Here is a 17,576-nt window from a genome sequence, read left to right as displayed (position 1 = left end):
ACCGCTGGTTTCGTACTGATGGCAGAGGCAGAACAGGAGAGTCTCGACGACCTCCCGCCGAGCGCGAAACTGGTTTTCAAGGTACTCGAGTATAACGGGCCGCTGACCCAGAAGGGCATCGTCCAGGAATCGATGCTCTCGGCCCGGACCGTCCGGTACGCGCTCGAACGGCTCGAAGGGATCGACGTCGTCGACGAAGACGTCTACTTTGCGGACGCGAGACAGAACCTCTATCAACTCACCGACGACGCTCCCGAGGCCCCGCCGACCGAGGGCGACGCCGACGAGGCGGAAGCCTGCTGCGCCGAGTGAACAGCGAGGCCGTCGCTAACGGAGTGAGTAGCGGAGCCGTCGGCTAACCGCGGGGCCGAGACCGTGTCGGGGCTAATCGACACAGCATCAATTGACTCGGGGCCAGTCGGCCCGAGACGAACCGGCACGTTCCACGAGAAGTTATGCTGTTCCAGCGCCGAGTACGCGTATGTCACTCTCACTCGATTCGACGCAGTTGGACCGGTACTCCAGACACATCATTATGGACGAGGTCGGCCCCGAGGGACAGGCGGCGCTCCTTGACGCCCGCGTCCTCGTCGTCGGCGCGGGCGGGCTCGGCGCGCCGGTAATCCAGTACCTCGCGGCCGCGGGAGTCGGCACGCTCGGCGTCGTCGACGACGATGTCGTCGAGCGGAGCAACCTCCAGCGGCAGGTCATCCACGGCGACGGCGACATCGGGAAACCCAAGGTCGATAGCGCCGCGGCGTTCGTCGAGAACCTCAATCCCGACATCGACGTCGAAACGTACCAGACCCGTCTCGATAAGGAGAACGTCGACGAGATCGTTCCCTCCTACGACGTCGTCGTCGACGCCTCCGACAACTTCCCGACGCGCTATCTGCTGAACGACTTCTGCCGACTACACGAGATCCCGATCGCTCACGGCGCGATCTACAAGTTCGAGGGACAGATCACGACGCTCGAACCCGACGGGCCGTGCTACCGCTGTCTGTTCCCCGAAGCGCCCGAACCCGGCACCGTTCCCGACTGCGCGACGACGGGCGTGCTGGGCGTGCTTCCCGGAACCGTCGGCTGTATTCAGGCGACCGAGGCGGTAAAGCTGCTCTTGGGGGCCGGTGAGACGTTGAAGGGACGGCTGCTCTTTTACGATGCGATGGAGATGAGCTTCGAGACGGTCCCCTATCAGCGGAATCCCGACTGCCCGATCTGCGGCGACGATCCGATCGACTCCATCGACCGGGTAGAGTACACCGCGGCGTGTACTGTCGGCGCGGACTGACGGTGCTGCGGTGGTCGGTTAGCGCGGCTGATAGTGCGTGGTGGCGGGGTGGGTGGCCGAGAGCGCCGCAGTTGCCTGTCAGATTGGCCGAGAGCGCGGCTGCTCCCCGGACAGAATGGCGAACAGCTGGCACCCGCGTCGGCGACATACCCCAGAAGTCGCCGATTGTCCCCCGCATCGACGTGCCAGGCAACCGCGGCCCGATGCGAGGTAGTGGTTACGTCACGGGGGTGCTGGCAGCGTCTTCGGATATAAACCGTCGGTCGGGTGACCCGCGGGGTCGACAGACCGCAGCGTTTTATCCGCCCGCTGCCCTGGTGCGCGTATGGCCTCGCAGGGAATCGTCGAGCAGTTTCTCTCTTTGAAGTCCGACACGGACGCGGACATCCTAACGATGCAGTGCGGCGACTTCTACGAGTTCTTCGCCGACGACGCGGAGTTGGTCGCGTCGGAACTGGATCTGAAGGTCTCCCAGAAGTCCTCGCACGGCTCGTCGTATCCGATGGCTGGCGTGCCCGTCGACGACCTCACGCCGTATCTGAAGGCGCTCGTCGAGCGCGGCTACCGCGTCGCGGTCGCCGACCAGTTCACGGACGACAGCGGCGACCACTACCGGGAGGTGACGCGCGTCGTGACGCCCGGAACCCTCCTCGAAACCGACGACGCCGACGCGCGCTACATCGCCGTCGTGGTCGGTACGGGATCGGGGACGAGCGGAGCCGACGGCGTCGGCCTGGCGTTCGTCGACGCGACGACCGGACAGTTCCTCGTGACCGTCGCGAGAGATGTCGACGACGCGCTCTCGGAGCTGTACCGCTTCAGTCCGGTCGAGATTCTTCCCGGACCGGACGTCCGCGACGACGACACCTTCGTCCGACGGCTCCGGGAGGAGACCGACGCGTCGGTGTCGCTGTTCGAGGCCGACGCGTTCGCCCCCGGTCGGGCGAAGCACGCCCTCAGAAACCAGTTCGGCCGCGAGACGCTCGAAAGCGTCGGCCTCGACGACGAACCGGCACACCGGGCCGCGGGCGCCGCGCTCCGCTACGTCGAGGAGACCGGCGCGGGCGTGTTGCCGTCGATGACGCGGTTGCAGACCTTCGAGACGAGTGATCACCTCGAACTGGACGCGACGACCCAGCGCAACCTCGAACTCACCGAGACGATGCAGGGCGGGAAATCGGGAACGCTCGTCGACACGATCGATCACACCGTCACGAGCCCGGGCGCTCGACTCCTCCGCGAGTGGGTGACGCGCCCGCGGCGCGACCGGCGGGAACTGGACCGGCGCCTCGACTGCGTCGAGGCGTTCGCGTCAGCCGCGCTGATCCGCGAGCGCGTTCGAGACGTGCTCGACGGCGGCTACGACCTCGAACGGCTGGCCGCGCGGGCGACCTCCGGGCGCGCGGACGCTCGGGACTTGCTAGCCGTCCGCGACACCCTCAAAATCCTTCCGGGGGTGGCCGACGCCATCGAAGGATCCCCGCTCGCGGACTCGCCGCTCGCTGACGTCGTGGGGCGTCCGGACCGGGAGACGGCGGGCCGCGTGCGCGAGGAACTCGAATCGGCGCTCGCCGACGATCCGCCGAAGACGGTGCGGCAGGGTGGCCTGTTCCGCCGCGGCTACGACGACGAACTGGACGATCTGCTGGAGCGTCATACCGAGGCGCAGGAGTGGATCGACACGCTGGCCGAGCGCGAGAAGCGCCAGCACGGGCTGAGTCACGTCACGGTCGATCGGAACAAGACGGACGGCCACTACATTCAGGTGGGAAAGTCCGTCGCCGACGACGTGCCCGAGCACTACCGAGAGATCAAGACGCTGAAGAACTCGAAGCGGTTCGTCACCGACGAACTGGAGGCGCGCGAACGGGACATTCTCCGCTTAGAGGAGGCCCGCGGCGACCTAGAGTACGGCCTCTTCTGCGATCTCCGAGACCGGATCGCCGAGCACGCGGCGCTCCTGCAGGACGTCGGCCGCGCGCTCGCCGAAATAGACGCGTTGGCATCGCTGGCGACGCACGCGGCGGGAAACAACTGGGTCCGGCCCGAACTGACCGCGCCCGGACCGCTCGATATCGACGCCGGACGGCATCCGGTCGTCGAGCAGACGACCGATTTCGTGCCGAACGATCTACAGATGGACGAGGACCGTGAGTTCCTGCTGGTCACGGGTCCGAACATGAGCGGCAAGTCGACGTATATGCGGCAGGTCGCGCTCATCACGCTGCTCGCGCAGGTCGGCAGCTTCGTCCCGGCCCGCGCGGCGACGATCGGCGTCGTCGACGGCATCTACACGCGTGTCGGCGCACTCGACGAGCTCGCGCAGGGCCGTTCGACCTTTATGGTCGAGATGCAGGAGCTCTCGAACATCCTGCATTCGGCCTCCGCCGACTCGCTCGTGATCCTCGACGAAGTGGGCCGCGGCACCGCGACGTACGACGGCATCTCGATCGCGTGGGCCGCCACGGAGTACCTGCACAACGAGGTGCGCGCGAAGACGCTCTTCGCGACGCACTACCACGAACTCACGTCCTTGGCGGAGCATCTCGACCGCGTCGCGAACGTCCACGTGGCCGTCGACGGCGGGGGGAGCGGGGTGACGTTCCTGCGGACGATCGAAGCGGGGCCGACCGACCGCTCCTACGGCGTCCACGTCGCGGAGTTGGCGGGCGTCCCCGATCCGGTCGTCTCACGCGCGGACGACGTCCTCGCCCGCCTCCGTGCGGACGAAGCGATCGAAGCCCGCGGGAGCGGCGGCGGGAGCGACGAACCGGTGCAGGCGGTGTTCGACCTCTCGGACGGACAGTTCGTGGAGACGAACGCCGAGAGCGCGGCCGACGGCGGGCGAGGCGGGGACGCATCGGCGTCGACGACAGAATCCGTATCGCGGTCGACAGCGGGCGATGATCAGAACGCCACGGATACCGCGGCCGACGCCGAACCAACCGGTGGCGACGCGACAGCACCGGAACTCGACTCGATCGCAGCCGAGTTGGAAGACTTAGATCTGAACGGAACGTCGCCGATCGAGGTGATGGCGACCGTACAGGAGTGGCAAAAGCGGCTCGACGGGCGGTTGGCGGACGACGAGTGAAGAGCGTGGTCGACAACCAATCGGCGGACGACGAGTAACGGGCGCGGTCGACGGTCGGTCGAATACGGGTCCACGTTTTTGTACTCAGGGCGTGTTGTGTTGACATATGACGTTCATCATCGTCGGATACGGGCGGGTTGGAGCGCGCACGGCCCGGGTTCTCCACGAGGAGGGCTATCCGGTCGTGGTGGTAGAGAACAACCCGGATAAGGTCGAACGCGCCCGGAAGGCGGGGTTCGAGGTCGTCGAAGGGGACGGCAGCAACGAGTCGGTACTGAAGCGCGCGGGCGTCGAGAACGCGATCGCACTCGGCGGTCTCACCGGCGATCCGAACGTGAACTTCGCGGCGTGTATGATCGGCAAACAGTACGGCTGCCGCGTGGCGATGCGGATCAGTGAGGACTACCGAGAGGAGATCTACGAGCGGTACGAGGCGGACGTCGACGAGGTGATCTACCCCGAGCGACTCGGCGCGGCGGGCGCGAAGACCGCGCTCTTGGGCGGAAGCTTCAACGCGATCGGCGAACTGACCGAACAACTGCGTCTCACGACCGTCACCATCCCCGAGGGGTCGCCGGTTGTCGGACGGAAGGTGAACGATATCGACCTCGAAGGGATGGGGCGGATCTACGCGCACGGGCGGAAGCGAGAACCGATGACGATCCCGCTGCCCGGAACCATCGTGGAGTCGGGCGATCAACTCGCGCTCGTCGTCGAAAACGACGCCCTCGATCGGGTGAAGACCGCACTGCTCGGCGATGCGTCGGAAGAACCACCTGTCTCACAAGGGTGAAAGACTCACAACCGGAAAAGCGACGGCTGGGAGGCGAGGACGAACGTTGGAGGATGTCGAACGTTGGGAGGCGACGGAACCGAACGGTCGGGGAGTAACGCAATTAAACGGAGACAGGGAGTAACGCAATTAAACGGAGACAGTAAGACAGCGGAATCTGACGGCGCGTCCGAGCGCCGTCGGATGTGTCGTCGCGGGGGCGACGACGCCGTGTACCGGGATGCAACGTCCGCGTGTGGGGCGCGCGGTGGGAGGATGGGAACTGATGGCCGTCGAAGGACGGTGTAACCGTCCGTATCAGTGCGCGCCCAGTCGTTTGCTCTTGTGTATCGCACTTAAAACCGTGTCAGACGGGAGGCTGACTCGTCAGCTCCGCCAATACCCTTGGAGGTAGGCACCGGCGAACATCCCGGCAATCGCCCACAGGATCGTGACGTTGCCGACGCCGAGACTGGCGTAGGCCGCACCCGGGCAGATCCCGGACAGTCCCCAGCCGACGCCGAAGATCCCGCCGCCGATCAGCACGTTCCGATCGAAGGACTTCAGGCGGCGATCGAACGTGTCGCCGGTCAGGAGGGCGCGACCGAGGAGCCGCGGCGCGAGGAAGTACGTCACGCCCACGAGTGCGGAGCCGCCGAACATCACGAACACCAAGCCGAAATCCTCGAACTGGAGGAAGTCCAATACGACGTCCGGGCGCGCCATATGACTGAATCCGAGGCCGAACCCGAAGATCAGGCCGCCGACGAGCACCAACGGCATGAAGAGGGGATGGCGTTCGGCCATCTATGGGCTCACCCCCAGCGCCGCGACGAGCTGTGCGGTGACGATGGCGACCGCGAGGAACGTGAGGACGCCGATGATCGACGTCTTCGACGCCGATCCGACGCCACAGACGCCGTGGCCGGACGTACAGCCCTTTCCGACTCGGGTTCCGATGCCGACGAAGACGCCGCCGACGAGCAGCCGCCACGGTTGGACGTCCGTCGTCCACAGGGTCACGCCGCCGACCTCGTAGAGCTGCCCCGTCGTTCCCGGCTGATACAGCGAACTTGAAACTACGCCGGACTGGAACGTCGCGGCGAATATAGCCGCCCCGAGGACGATTCCGAGCGTGAATACGATCCGCCAGTCCCGCGAGGAGACGTACCGCTGGAACCGGGACTTCTCGGAGACGTACGACAGCGTCGATTCGAGGAACGTGCTCGCACCGGCGCTGATGCCCGTGCCGAGGTAGATCACGGCCACCCCGAGACCGACTAGCAGGCCGCCGACGGCGTATCGACTGATCCCGTTTGGGAACAGGTCGGCGGCCAGTTGCAGCGAGAGTGGATCAGTCACCATCGGTCTGTTCAGTCACCCGCGAGCGATTCTTGGCTGGCGGCGCAGTTGTTGGGTCCGAGTTCGAGGGAGAACGCCTCGTCGTCGTCGACGGCGTTCTGCCCGAGGTTCGTCGCGATGATCTCCTCGTAGTTGGCCGGTCGGGGCGGCATATCCGAGAGGATCAGCTCGACGAACTCGTCTTTGGTCATCGTGAGTGCGGGCATCTGTGATTCGAGTTGGCCGACAGTGGCCGTATACGTTCCGTCTCCGGCGGGTTCCGCGGCGTCACTGAAGTGTGCGCCGCCGACGAGCGTGTCCTCGGGAAGCGCGAGGACGCGCTCTTGCAGCGAGTGGTAGAGCGTCCGCGCGGCCGCCGGTGCGCCGTCGTCGCCCTCTTCGAGATCGGGACGCGCAACGCTCTCGATGAAGAGGCCGTCCCCGGTCGCGAGCAGGCGCTCGCCGAGCAGGTAGGAGGTCATCCCCGTCGTGTGACCGGGCGTGTAGACCGCTTCGACCGTCGCGTCGCCGACCGCGAAGGTGTCGCCGTCTTCGGCGGTTGTCAGCTCCTCCGCGTACGTTATGCCGCGGTCGACCGCGGGAGCGGGAATGACGCCTTCGACACCCTCGGCGTGAAGTTCTCGAACGCCGGAGATGTGGTCGGCGTGGACGTGCGTGTCGAACGCGTACGTGAGCTCCGCACCGAGTTCCGCGACATCGTCGAGGTAGCGGTCGGTAAACGCGCGCAGCGGATCGACGACCGCGGCCTCGTCGCCCTCGACGAGCAGGTAGCCGAGACAGCCCGAGGAGGGGCGCTGGTACTGATACAGGGCCCCCGGCCCGTCGTAGTTCGAGACTTCGACGCGCTCGTAGATGCTCGCCCAGCCGTTCATTCCGTTCTCGAGGTGGTTGACGTCGTAGCCGCGGGCTTTGAGCGCCCCGGCGACGAACTCGCTGGCCCCGCCCTTCGCACAGAGGACGGTCACCTCGCGATCGTCCGGAACGGCGTCGAGGACCTCGTCATCGATCTCCTCGTCTAAGAACTCGTAGTACGGAACGTTGATCGACGTGACGGTGTCGCCGTCGATGTGCCACTCGTCGTAGTCGGACTGCATCCGCGCGTCGAGGAGCGTGACGTCCTCGCCAGCGTCGATGCGTTCTTTCAGTGCGTCGGGTGAGACGGTTTCGACGTCCGCTTCTGGTGTCGGGAAATCTTCTGGGTTCATCTCGTACATTCCCTCGTACTGGATGGCAGCACAAAAATGTTTGTATAGTAGTTCAAAATATACACAATATACAGGAGCTCGTGATCGCTCAATATGTCGACAGAACACGAAGTATTAGCCAAATATCGGCCAATTCAGCCGTTCAACGCCGTTCTAGTATGTCTGCTCGATTTGTTTAGGCAGATCGCACACCTCAGTTGTTCGCAATCGGCACAAGAATCGATATTCTTTTAATCGTCGGTATAATATTGTGCGTTAGCTCCAATACGAAGCACGGAGCAGATATCCAATGAGTGTGAAATTCGACATCGCGGAGACGCTCGACGTGAAAGGCGCATCGTGCCCGATGCCGGTCGTCAAGACCAAGGGTGCCATCGACGATCTCTCGGCGGGAGAGGTCCTCGAAGTGCTCGCGACCGACCCGGGAAGTATGAGCGATCTCGACGGCTGGGCGACCGGCACCGACGGGGTGGAGATGCTGGAACAGATCGAAGGCGACGACGTGTACAAGCACTACGTCCGTAAGACGGAGTAACCGATGAGCACGGATACATCGGACACGGCAGCCGACGGCTCGCGAGCCGAGGAGGCGTCCCGAGATGGTGCGTCGGATCCCGACGAAGTCCCCTCGCGCGCCGAACTCGCCGCACGTGTCGAAGAGCTCGAAAGCGCCCTCGCAGAGGTATCGGCCGCAGAGAGCGGGAAGAAGATGTCTATCGTGGCGACGAAGGGTACGCTCGATATGGCGTATCCGCCGCTCATCCTCGCCAGTACCGCGGCCGCGTTCGGTTACGACGTGACCGTGTTCCACACTTTTTGGGGGTTGGACATCCTCCACGAGGAGCGCTCGAAGAACCTCAAACTCAGCTCCGTCGGCAACCCCAATATGCCGGTTCCGAACGTCGTCGGCGCGTTGCCGGGGATGGACCGCGTCACCACCTCGATGATGGAAAAGAAGATCGACAGCAACGACACGGCCACGATCGAGGAACTCATCGAGACCTCCTTGGAGATGGGCGTGGAGTTCCAGGCGTGTCAGATGACCATCGATCTGATGGGATACGACGAGGACGATTTCTACGACGGCGTGACGACGGGCGTCGGAGCCGCTACGGCGATTCAAGACATGGCCGACTCCGACATCCAACTGCTCGTTTGAACGACGGCATTTTCTCCGAAATCGTTGATCGAGAATTCACGATCGTTCAGAGCGAGTCGCCGACACGTTTTCGAGCGAATCGCGGGATAACCGTTCGGGAAGACCACACGACAACCGCCCGAAGAGGGTGCGCGACAACGAACTTCTTGACCGTGCGGCCGCACGGGTAGGTATGCAGTCTTGGAGCGCGCTCTTCGAACAGGCGGCCGAGTCGGGCGTCGACGACGCGGAGATTCTGGAGACGCTCGCCGACGTCCGAGCCACGTCGGCGGGCGGCGAAACGGCCGCCGCGACGGACAATGAGCCCGAACCGGAATCACCATCCAACTCCGAATCCGAACCGGAATCCAACTCCGAATCGATCGATGGCGAGTCATCGACGCCGCCGCTCGAATCCAGTCCGACCCGCGTCGTCGCCGACGCCGACGTGCTCGCCGCCGATCTCCTCGTCGACGGGGACGCCCGGCGGGCACTGGACCACCTCCGGAAACACTCGTGGACGACGCTGCTCGCGAGCGACGCGCTGCTCTCGGACGCCGAGGCGGTAATCACGGAACTGGCCGACACCCACCTCGCGTCGGCGTGGCGCGAGCGCGTCTCGGCGTGGTGTGAGTCGGTCGATCATCCCTCCGGGGACCACCCCGCACTCGCGACCGCCTACCGGGGCGGCGCGATGCACGTCCTCTCGTTCGACGACCGGCTCCTCTCGGCGAGGGCGGGCGCGGAACTCGGCAGCCGCCTCTCCGTGAGCGCCCGGGAGCCGCGGGCGTTCGCGATGCTGTTCGACGCCGAAAGCCTGTATCGGGAGGTCGAAGCCGGAACGTATCCGGGCCCCGACCGCGACCCGCGCGCCTGAGGATGCGGGCGGACAACTCCGAACGAAGTGCTGGTGCGGCTTTCGAGGCAGTAATGCACGCGTGTGGATCTCGTGGAATACAATCGAAGCCCGTTTCCCCGTTCGAACGGAGAGGGAGGTATGGTATCAGAAACGACGCCCGCCGAGTTACGGGCGCGCCTCGACGATGAGGACGTCGCAGTCGTCGACATCCGCGATCCGTCGTCGTACGCCGCCGGACACATCGAGGGCGCGGTGAACGTTCCGCCGCAGCGACTGTCTCCGGCCGCACTTGACTCCCCGTGGGCGGAGGCCGACGAGATCATCGTTTCCTGCTACGTCGGTAAGAGCTCGAAGCGGGTCGCCAGGATTCTCGGGAACCATCTCGATGCGGAGCTATCGAGTCTACGCGGCGGGTTTGAGGCGTGGAGCGGCCCTGTCGCGGACGGGCACGCCGAATCGACGGGTACGGGTACAGCGACTGGCGACAACGAGGACTCACATCCACCATTCTGACCGGAAAACCGACCTCTGAGCGGACTGCGGAGGCCCTCCGGTATTCGGAGCTCGGCCTTCGATCTTCGGTATTCGAGATCGGTTGGCCGGTGTTACCCCTGCCAGCGAAGGCCGCAGTTTTGGCACACGTTCGGCCCGCTGTCCTCGGATTCGAAATCGGTCGATCGACACTTTGGACAGGCTTCTTCGTCCATACTCGCGAGTCCGAGCGGTGATAACAAAAAGTGTGAACGCGGTTCCCGCGGACTGAAAACGAGCGCGGGATCGCGGTGTCTCGACGCGAGCGTACCGTCGCGTCAGTTACCGCGGCGCCGGTCCGAGCCGAGGCTCGGGCGGGCGTGCTCCGATCCCTTGCCGCGGTTCTGGAGGCCGCGGTTGGAGCGACCGGCGTTCGTCAGGCCGCGGAAGGCGCGGCCCTTGTGGTTGTCGCTGCAGATCCAGTTGAGATCGTCGTCGCTCTTGATGGCCCCGTGCTCGGGGTCGACGAGGATCACTTCGTGCCACTTCTGGGAGCCGTCTTCGCCGACCCAGTAGGACGCGAGCGTGCGGAGGTTCGGGTGCTTCCGCGACGCGCGCTCCTCGGCGATGCGCTGGATGCTCTTACGGCGGCCGATCCGGTTGACGCCCTGTCGCTTCGAGCGACGACCGGCTTTGTGGCGCTGCTTTCGAGCACCGCCCTTGCGGACCGCGACGCGCACGACGACGATGCCCTGCTTGGCCTTGTAGCCGAGTTCGCGGGCCTTGTCGAGGCGCGTCGGTCGGTCGACGCGGACGATCGCACCCTGTTGACGCCAGTCCTGTTTTCGCTGCCACTGCAGCTCGGCGAGCTTACCGTCGCCGGGCTGTTTCCACGCTTCCTTGATGTGTGAGTAGAAGCTTCGTGCCATTGGTTTCACCACGGGCGCTTTCGATTCGGGCGACGTTCGACGCCGACCCACATTTCGTCCCGATTCCTCGGGTGCCCGCTGGCGTCCCGTCCGACCAGCGAGTTGCCGAATCTTTCCTCGTGGCACTCTTAACGACTTCGAATACGATCGCCCATCGATCGACCAATGATATCCCATTGACCGACCATCGACCGACCATCAATCGACCCCGTCTCGAAGCAACGCGGGAACGAACGGCTTTTGACGCCGGGTGTCGGAGTCGTAGGTATGGCTACGGAAACGCAGAGCGGACTCTCCGATCACATGCGGGGAGTCACGGTCACCACGCTCGCCTGTCTCGCTGGCGTCGTTGCCGCGCTGGCGTCGGCCAGGTTCGTCGGGACCAGCGTCGCGGCCGCGGCGAGCCAGCAGACGCTTCTATACGTCGTCGCGCTCGTCATCGCGCAGTTCCCGATTCTGCGCGTCATCGGCATCGACGTCTCCGACTTCGGCGCAAAGGACTACCTCTACGTGGCGTTTATGACGGTCACGTTGTGGTTCATCACGTTCGGCGTCCTGCTGACGGAAGGGGTCACCCTCTAAGCGATGGCGGACGACAGCATCGCCGTCGTCGACTTAGATCGGTGTCAACCCGACCGCTGTAGTTACGAGTGTGCGAACTACTGTCCGCCGAACCGAACCGGGAAGGAGTGTATCGTCACGCGCGGGGAGTACTACGAGGAGGACGAACCCTACGACGGCGGCCCCGACCAGATTCGAATCTCGGAGGAAGTCTGCCTCGGCGAGACTTGCGGTATCTGCGTCGAGAAGTGTCCTTTCGACGCCATCGAGATCATCAACCTCCCGACGGAGCTCGAAGACGACCCCGTCCACCGCTACGGGGAAAACGCCTTCGCCCTTTACGGGCTTCCGGTTCCGGAATCGGGTACCGTGACGGGCATCCTCGGGCCGAACGGGATCGGGAAGACGACTGCCGTTCGCGCGCTGGCGGGCGAGATGGTCCCCAACCTCGGCGCGTACGGCGACGAACCCTCGTGGGAGACCGTTCTCGACCGCTTCCGCGGCACAGAGTTACAGACGTACATCGAACGGGTGCGCGAGGGCGACGTCACCATCGCGCGCAAGCCCCAGTACGTCGATCAGATCCCCAAGCAGTTCGACGGGACCACGAACGAACTCCTGCAGTCGACCGACGAGCGAGGCGCCCTCGACGACTACATCGACCGGCTGGGAATCCGCCCGGTCGTCGACCAGCCGCTCGACACGCTCTCCGGCGGCGAACTCCAGCGCGTCGCGCTCGCGGCCACGCTCGCTCGGGACCGCGACTTCTACTTCCTCGACGAGGTCTCGCCGTATCTGGACATCGGCCAGCGCGTCACCGCCGCCCGCCTCATCCGCGAACTCGCTGAGGACGAAGACCGCGCAGTACTCGTCGTCGAGCACGATCTCGCGATCTTGGACCTGCTCGCCGATTCGCTGCACGTCGCCTACGGTGAACCCGGCGCGTTCGGCGTCATCACCGATCCCAAATCGGTCCGAAACGGCATCAACGAGTACCTCACGGGGTATCTCTCCAACGAGAATATGCGGATTCGCCCCGGGGAGATCGAGTTCCACCAGCACGCCCCGCGCGAGACGTCGAAGTCGAAGCCGCTCGTCGAGTATCCCGAACTCGCGAAGTCCTACGGGGACGGGGAGTTCTCTCTGGAGGTCGACTCGGGAACGATCTACGAGTCGGAAGTGCTGGGCGTCGTCGGTCCCAACGGGATCGGGAAGTCCACGCTCGCGAAGCTGTTCACGGGCGCGCTCGAACCCGACGAGGGCGAACTGGACTTCCGGCTCGACATCTCGTATAAGCCGCAGTACATCGAGATCGACCAGCCGATGCGCGTCGACTCGTTCCTCTCGTCCATTACGGACGACTTCGGCACCTCCTACTGGAAGACGGAGGTGGCGAATCCGCTCCAACTCGATCGAATTATGGAGCGGAACCTCGACGACCTCTCCGGCGGGGAGCGCCAGCGCGTCGCCATCGCGGCGTGCCTCTCCGAGGACGCCGACCTGTACGTGATGGACGAGCCGTCGGCGCACCTCGACGTCGAACAGCGGGTGCAGGCGACCACCGCGATCCGCCGCTACGCCGAGAACCACGACGAGACGGTGCTCGTGATCGACCACGACATCTATATGATCGATCTGCTGGCCGACCGGCTCATGGTGTTCGACGGCGAACCGTCCAAATACGGGCACGCATCGACGCCGCAGGAGATGCGCGCGGGGATGAATGACTTCCTCGCGGACCTCGATATCACGTTCCGCCGCGACGAGCGGACCCAGCGACCGCGGATCAACAAACCGGACTCCCAACTCGACCGCAAGCAGAAGAACCAGGGCGAGTACTACTACGCGCCCTGAGCGCTGTCGGATCGCGCTTCGACTGTTTTCACCCCGACGGCGCCGACAACGTCGCTTCCGACCCGTCAGATTCCTGCGTGATCGACACGTCGTAGCCGAATGCACGAACGACCTCGACGTTCGTCCGGACATGGTCCGTGACGCGCGGAATTCTCACGCGCCCGCCGACGAGCGCGAGCCAGAGGACGAGTTGATCGCCGAGATGAGCGTCGACCGGCGCGTCGGTCTCGGCCCAGTCGACGGCCGCCGCGACGGCCTCGGCTGCCACTTCTTCGGAGGGGACGCCGCGTTCGCCGACCGCGCTGAAGCCCGCTCGCGGCCGCGCGCGCTGGGCATCGCCTTGGCGAGCCGCTGAACCTCTCCCGTCGGCGACGAGGGTCACGACCGCACCGGGAGAGGCGGAATCGACATACGCGACGTGGGTTTCGGCATCGCCAGCGACTCTCTCCTCGAAGAGCGACGCCGCGGCCGACTCGGCGAGCCGATCGGCGACCGAGGCATCTTCGAGCGCTTCCGAGGCGACGGCGTAAATCGACCAGTTCCACTCGGTCGTGTCGCGCATCCCGTCGCGTCTCGATCCGAGTTCGATCGGTGCGAGAGCGGAAGGAGAGATATCGACGGCGAGCGTTCCCCCGCCCGTCGGATAGAATCCCCGGCGGTTCACCGTAACCGCCGCGTCGAGACCGCGCTCGCGTAGCAGTGGGAGCTTGACGGATCGGAGATAGTCGGTCGGCGGGGACCACTTCACGTCGGTCCCGCCGCCGAGGGTCGCCCGAAGCGGTGTCGGGATCCGCGTCGCGAGCGGCAGGAGCACGTCGGCGACGAGCGTGACGCTCCCGGCCGTACCGACGTCGATCCCGATGTCGATGCCGAGATCGACCTCGACATCGGCGGGGTTGGACGCCTCGCCGATGGCAATATCGCTGTTCGAGCGGTCCGGTTCGACCGGAACCGATCGGCTTGCTCCAACCGGTGCCGAGTCGCCCGGTTCGAACGTGAGCGTCTCGGAACCGACTTCGGCTCCCGACACCTCGGCGTCGACGAGCTCGGCGAGGAGGTCGACGCACGCGAGGTGTTGGCGCTTCAAGCCGGAAGCCGCCCGATTCCCGCGAACGTTCTCCATCCGAAACGGACGGGAATCGAGCGCCGCGAGCGAGAGCGCCGTTCTGACTACCTGTCCGCCGCCGTCACTGCCGTCGAGTTCGAGCACTGCGACGACCTACTTCACCACGGTCACCGGCACTGTCGCGTGCCCGACGAGCCCCTTCGCGACGCTTCCGACCATCCCTTCGACTCGATTGGAGAGTCCGCGGTGTCCGACGATGATCCCGTCGACGCCCTCGCTGTCGGCGTATTCGGTGATGCTGTCAACGGGGTCACCGTAGAGGAGTATCGTCTCGACCGCGACACCAGCCTTCTCGGCGCGGGTGCGGGCGTCGTCAAGAACATCCTTGCCGCGTTCTTCGGCGATTTGGAGATCCTCGGTGTAAATTCGTTTTCCGGCCTCGGCGCTCGTCGCCGCTTCCCCGCCTCCCTCGACGAGCACTCGTGGTTCGACTGCGTACGCGACGGTCAGCGATCCCCCGGCGTGAGAGAGGAGTTCGAGCGCGTACGCGAGCGCGTCGGTGCTGGATTCCGAGCCGTCGACGGCGACAAGGTACTGCATCGTTCTATAGTGTTGGTTCAGCGACTGCTTAGTAGTTTGTGTCAGATCTGTCACCGTGGCGGCTGGTACTGATCTCCCGACAGATGAACGGGAATGCAGGTATATGCGAATTGAAATATAATAAGTTCTATATATGTATTTGAAATATGATTATAAACAGAACGTAGACGATTGCGTAAAAGTTTCACACTATTCCTAAATCAGAGAGGTTGAAATTGCCATATGAATAGTAAATACAACGGAGAGAGAGGCTAATTTTGTTTTAGTTATGAAGAGGACTTCGACAGATTAAATCAAATATGTTGACAAGACTATAGAAAGAACAGTATTACAGAACTATTCGACGAGAGACGAAACACCGTTTCTATCGAGTTTGTTCGTCGCCGTTCTCGGGAGCGGCCCGTCGACGAAGGAGTACGCTCGGGGACGCTCGAAGCGCGCCAGCGAGTCGCTCTCCAGACACCACTCGTCGAGGTCGTCGGCCGTCAGGTTCGGGTTCGATCGATGGACGACGGCGGTCACCCGCTCGCCGTACTCCTCGTCTTCCACGCCGATAACCGCGGCTTCGGTGACGCGGGGATGAGCGTTCAGTCGCTCTTCGATCGGGACCGGATAGACCTTGATCCCCTTCGAGAGGATCATAAAGTCGCGACGACCCTCCAAGAAGAGAAAGCCCTCCTCGTCCGTGTATCCCAGATCGCCCGAATACCACCAGCCGTCTCGAAACGTGGTCTCGGTCCGTTCGGTGTCTTCCCACGCCCAGACCGGCGTATCGGGAGCCGCGACGATGATCTCGCCGGCCTCACCGGGCGGCTTTTCGTCCGCGGGAGCGCCGCCCTCCTCGATGACGCGAACGCGGGTTCCGATCGCTGGTTTGCCGACGCTTCCGATACGCGCGGTGTCCATCTCTTTCGCGGATATCGAGGTCGCCATCACTTCCGTCGCCGCGTACGCGTTGTAGACGCGCTCGCAGACCTGTTCTTGGAGGCGTTCGAGCGTCGTCGGATCGAGACGCTCGCCCGCCGCCGTGATCCGTTCGAGCGACCCGAGGTCGTAGGATTCGAAACTCTCCGTGTCCAACACCTCGCGCCACATCGTCGGCACGAGCGTCGCCATCGTCTGTTCGCGCTCGTCGATCGCCCGGAGGTACGTCTCCGGATCCCACTCGCGAAGGAAGCAGGTCGCCGAGTTCGTCAGCATCGACGGAACCGTGCCCGTGAACCACGCCGCAAACGACGGAGAGAGTACTTGCACCCGCCGCGTCGTCCGACTGATGTTCAGCGCGCCCATCAGTTTCACACCGCGGACGATGGCGGCGCGACTCGTGAGACACCATCCCTTCGGCCGACCCGTGGTGCCGGAGGTCCAGATGACGGCGACGACGTCGTCTTCGCTCGTTGGAACGTCTGGTTTGGTCGTCGACTGCCCCTCGGAAAACGAATCGAGAGACTTCTCGTATCGGGCCTGCGGCTCCCCGATCGTGACGACGGCATCGAGCGTCGTCGTGAGCCCGTCTCGAACCCGTTCCTCGAAGAACGAAGAGAACGCTTCGTCGACCACGAGCACCCGTGGTCGCAGTTTGTCGATACAGTAGCGCATCGTCTCCGGCGACGAACGCACGTGGAGGTTCGAGACGACGCACCCGGCTTTCAGCGCCCCGTTCCAGACCGTGACGTGATCGACGGACGCCTCACACAGAAACACCACGCGGTCTCCAGGCCCGACGTGGGTTCGAAGGGCGTTCGCAGCACGGGTACTGGCCGCATCAAACTCGCTCCAGGAGACGCTCGCGCCGTTCACTCCGTCCGCGAACGCCTCGCCGTGTGGATTATTCTCCGCGGCGATCTCGGATAGCTCCCTGAGCGAGGGAAGTTCTCCGTGTGCGGTCGTAGGCATCGGTGATCAGACGTCGATGTACTGCTGGAACATCCGGTCGTCCTCCACTTCGATGTCGAACAGGCGGACGGCGTTACCGCCGAGGATCAAGTTCAGTTCCTCCTGCGGCAGGTCTCGCTCCATCGCGAAGTCGAACAACTGTCGGAGGCTCGATCCCCAGTAGTCGGGTTGGTGGGCCGGAAGCCCGCGCTCGGAAATCTGCTCCCAGTAGAACGGCGGGTCCTCGTTCGGTTGGCTGTGTTCGACCATCGACGCGCCCCAGTCAGTTCCCCAGAGGAGCTGATCGATGGCGATGTTGGGATCGTTCAGCGGTTTCTTCATCAGCTCCTTCCAGTAGAGGCCGATTTCGAGGTAGACGTCGTCGAAGGAGGCCGCCACCTGACAACACTTATCCACATAGTCCTCCTGCCATCCGGCCTGCATCCCGCCGTGATCGAAGATGATCGGAACTTCGGGATACTCCGCTTTCAGCTGC

Annotated in this window: 18 protein-coding genes; 10 read left to right on the top strand and 8 right to left on the bottom strand. The window is 64.2% G+C overall.

Features of this window, described 5'->3' with window-relative positions:
• Positions 1-18: 18 nt before the first annotated feature.
• The 4 genes from FJT57_RS14510 to FJT57_RS14495 all read left to right on the top strand — a co-directional run bounded on the left by FJT57_RS14510 (position 19) and on the right by FJT57_RS14495 (position 5,181).
• Positions 19-312 (top strand): MarR family transcriptional regulator, encoded by a 294-nt coding sequence (locus FJT57_RS14510; protein ID WP_144906464.1) that lies wholly within the window; start codon positions 19-21, stop codon positions 310-312.
• 169 nt (positions 313-481) lie between these two features.
• The gene (gene ubaA / locus FJT57_RS14505) at positions 482-1,294 is read left to right on the top strand and encodes an SAMP-activating enzyme E1 (RefSeq protein ID WP_144906462.1); all 813 of its coding nucleotides are present in this window, start codon (positions 482-484) and stop codon (positions 1,292-1,294) included.
• A gap of 325 nt (positions 1,295-1,619) precedes the next feature.
• Entirely contained in the window at positions 1,620-4,388 is a 2,769-nt protein-coding gene (gene mutS / locus FJT57_RS14500) for a DNA mismatch repair protein MutS (RefSeq protein ID WP_144906459.1), read from the top strand.
• Positions 4,389-4,494: 106 nt separating this feature from the next.
• Positions 4,495-5,181 carry a potassium channel family protein gene (locus tag FJT57_RS14495; RefSeq protein WP_144906458.1) on the top strand — a complete coding sequence of 229 codons (687 nt, stop codon included), beginning with the start codon at positions 4,495-4,497 and terminating at the stop codon, positions 5,179-5,181.
• 366 nt (positions 5,182-5,547) lie between these two features.
• On the opposite strand, the gene FJT57_RS14490 is transcribed toward FJT57_RS14495, so the two are convergent.
• From FJT57_RS14490 to FJT57_RS14480, 3 genes are read right to left on the bottom strand one after another with little or no spacing between them, the layout of a single operon-like run.
• Complete coding sequence (locus tag FJT57_RS14490; RefSeq protein WP_144906456.1) at positions 5,548-5,967, bottom strand: DUF6691 family protein; 420 nt, start codon at positions 5,965-5,967, stop codon at positions 5,548-5,550.
• Entirely contained in the window at positions 5,968-6,525 is a 558-nt protein-coding gene (locus tag FJT57_RS14485) for a YeeE/YedE family protein (protein ID WP_144906454.1), read from the bottom strand. It abuts the gene before it with no gap.
• Between the two features lie 8 nt (positions 6,526-6,533).
• Complete coding sequence (locus FJT57_RS14480; protein ID WP_144906453.1) at positions 6,534-7,727, bottom strand: MBL fold metallo-hydrolase; 1,194 nt, start codon at positions 7,725-7,727, stop codon at positions 6,534-6,536.
• A gap of 289 nt (positions 7,728-8,016) precedes the next feature.
• On the opposite strand from FJT57_RS14480, the gene FJT57_RS14475 reads away from it, so the two are divergent.
• The 4 genes from FJT57_RS14475 (at position 8,017) to FJT57_RS14460 (ending at position 10,237) form a co-directional block, all read left to right on the top strand.
• Positions 8,017-8,262 (top strand): sulfurtransferase TusA family protein, encoded by a 246-nt coding sequence (locus FJT57_RS14475; protein ID WP_144906451.1) that lies wholly within the window; start codon positions 8,017-8,019, stop codon positions 8,260-8,262.
• 3 nt (positions 8,263-8,265) lie between these two features.
• Positions 8,266-8,886 (top strand): DsrE/DsrF/DrsH-like family protein, encoded by a 621-nt coding sequence (locus FJT57_RS14470; RefSeq protein ID WP_144906449.1) that lies wholly within the window; start codon positions 8,266-8,268, stop codon positions 8,884-8,886.
• Positions 8,887-9,247: 361 nt separating this feature from the next.
• Complete coding sequence (locus tag FJT57_RS14465) at positions 9,248-9,742, top strand: DUF7384 family protein (RefSeq protein ID WP_144906552.1); 495 nt, start codon at positions 9,248-9,250, stop codon at positions 9,740-9,742.
• Between the two features lie 120 nt (positions 9,743-9,862).
• Positions 9,863-10,237, top strand: a complete 375-nt coding sequence (locus FJT57_RS14460; RefSeq protein ID WP_144906446.1) for a rhodanese-like domain-containing protein — start codon at positions 9,863-9,865, stop codon at positions 10,235-10,237.
• A gap of 296 nt (positions 10,238-10,533) precedes the next feature.
• On the opposite strand, the gene FJT57_RS14455 is transcribed toward FJT57_RS14460, so the two are convergent.
• The gene (locus FJT57_RS14455) at positions 10,534-11,124 is read right to left on the bottom strand and encodes a 50S ribosomal protein L15e (RefSeq protein ID WP_144906445.1); all 591 of its coding nucleotides are present in this window, start codon (positions 11,122-11,124) and stop codon (positions 10,534-10,536) included.
• A 267-nt stretch (positions 11,125-11,391) separates the two neighbouring features.
• Here FJT57_RS14455 and FJT57_RS14450 point away from each other — a divergent pair, with 267 nt between their 5' ends.
• Positions 11,392-11,706 carry an EMC6-like membrane protein gene (locus FJT57_RS14450; protein ID WP_144906442.1) on the top strand — a complete coding sequence of 105 codons (315 nt, stop codon included), beginning with the start codon at positions 11,392-11,394 and terminating at the stop codon, positions 11,704-11,706.
• A 3-nt stretch (positions 11,707-11,709) separates the two neighbouring features.
• Positions 11,710-13,539 carry a ribosome biogenesis/translation initiation ATPase RLI gene (locus tag FJT57_RS14445; RefSeq protein WP_144906440.1) on the top strand — a complete coding sequence of 610 codons (1,830 nt, stop codon included), beginning with the start codon at positions 11,710-11,712 and terminating at the stop codon, positions 13,537-13,539.
• A 28-nt stretch (positions 13,540-13,567) separates the two neighbouring features.
• Here FJT57_RS14445 and FJT57_RS14440 read toward each other — a convergent pair whose 3' ends face one another.
• The 4 genes from FJT57_RS14440 to FJT57_RS14425 all read right to left on the bottom strand — a co-directional run.
• Positions 13,568-14,749, bottom strand: a complete 1,182-nt coding sequence (locus FJT57_RS14440; protein ID WP_144906438.1) for an RNA 3'-terminal phosphate cyclase — start codon at positions 14,747-14,749, stop codon at positions 13,568-13,570.
• Positions 14,750-14,758: 9 nt separating this feature from the next.
• On the bottom strand, positions 14,759-15,205 hold the full coding sequence (locus tag FJT57_RS14435; RefSeq protein WP_144906436.1) for a universal stress protein: 447 nt from the start codon (positions 15,203-15,205) through the stop codon (positions 14,759-14,761).
• 336 nt (positions 15,206-15,541) lie between these two features.
• Positions 15,542-17,101: a class I adenylate-forming enzyme family protein gene (locus tag FJT57_RS14430; RefSeq protein WP_144906434.1), complete on the bottom strand. Its 1,560-nt coding sequence runs from the start codon at positions 17,099-17,101 to the stop codon at positions 15,542-15,544.
• A 6-nt stretch (positions 17,102-17,107) separates the two neighbouring features.
• A partial coding sequence (locus FJT57_RS14425) for an amidohydrolase family protein (RefSeq protein WP_203229198.1) occupies positions 17,108-17,576 on the bottom strand: 469 nt, incomplete at its 5' end.

Origin of the sequence: Halobellus captivus (genome assembly GCF_007655485.1) — an archaeon.
Classification (GTDB): domain Archaea; phylum Halobacteriota; class Halobacteria; order Halobacteriales; family Haloferacaceae; genus Haloquadratum; species Haloquadratum captivum.
The sequence above is the reverse complement of the archived record's forward strand: the minus strand, read 5'-3'. Positions and strand labels throughout refer to the sequence as shown.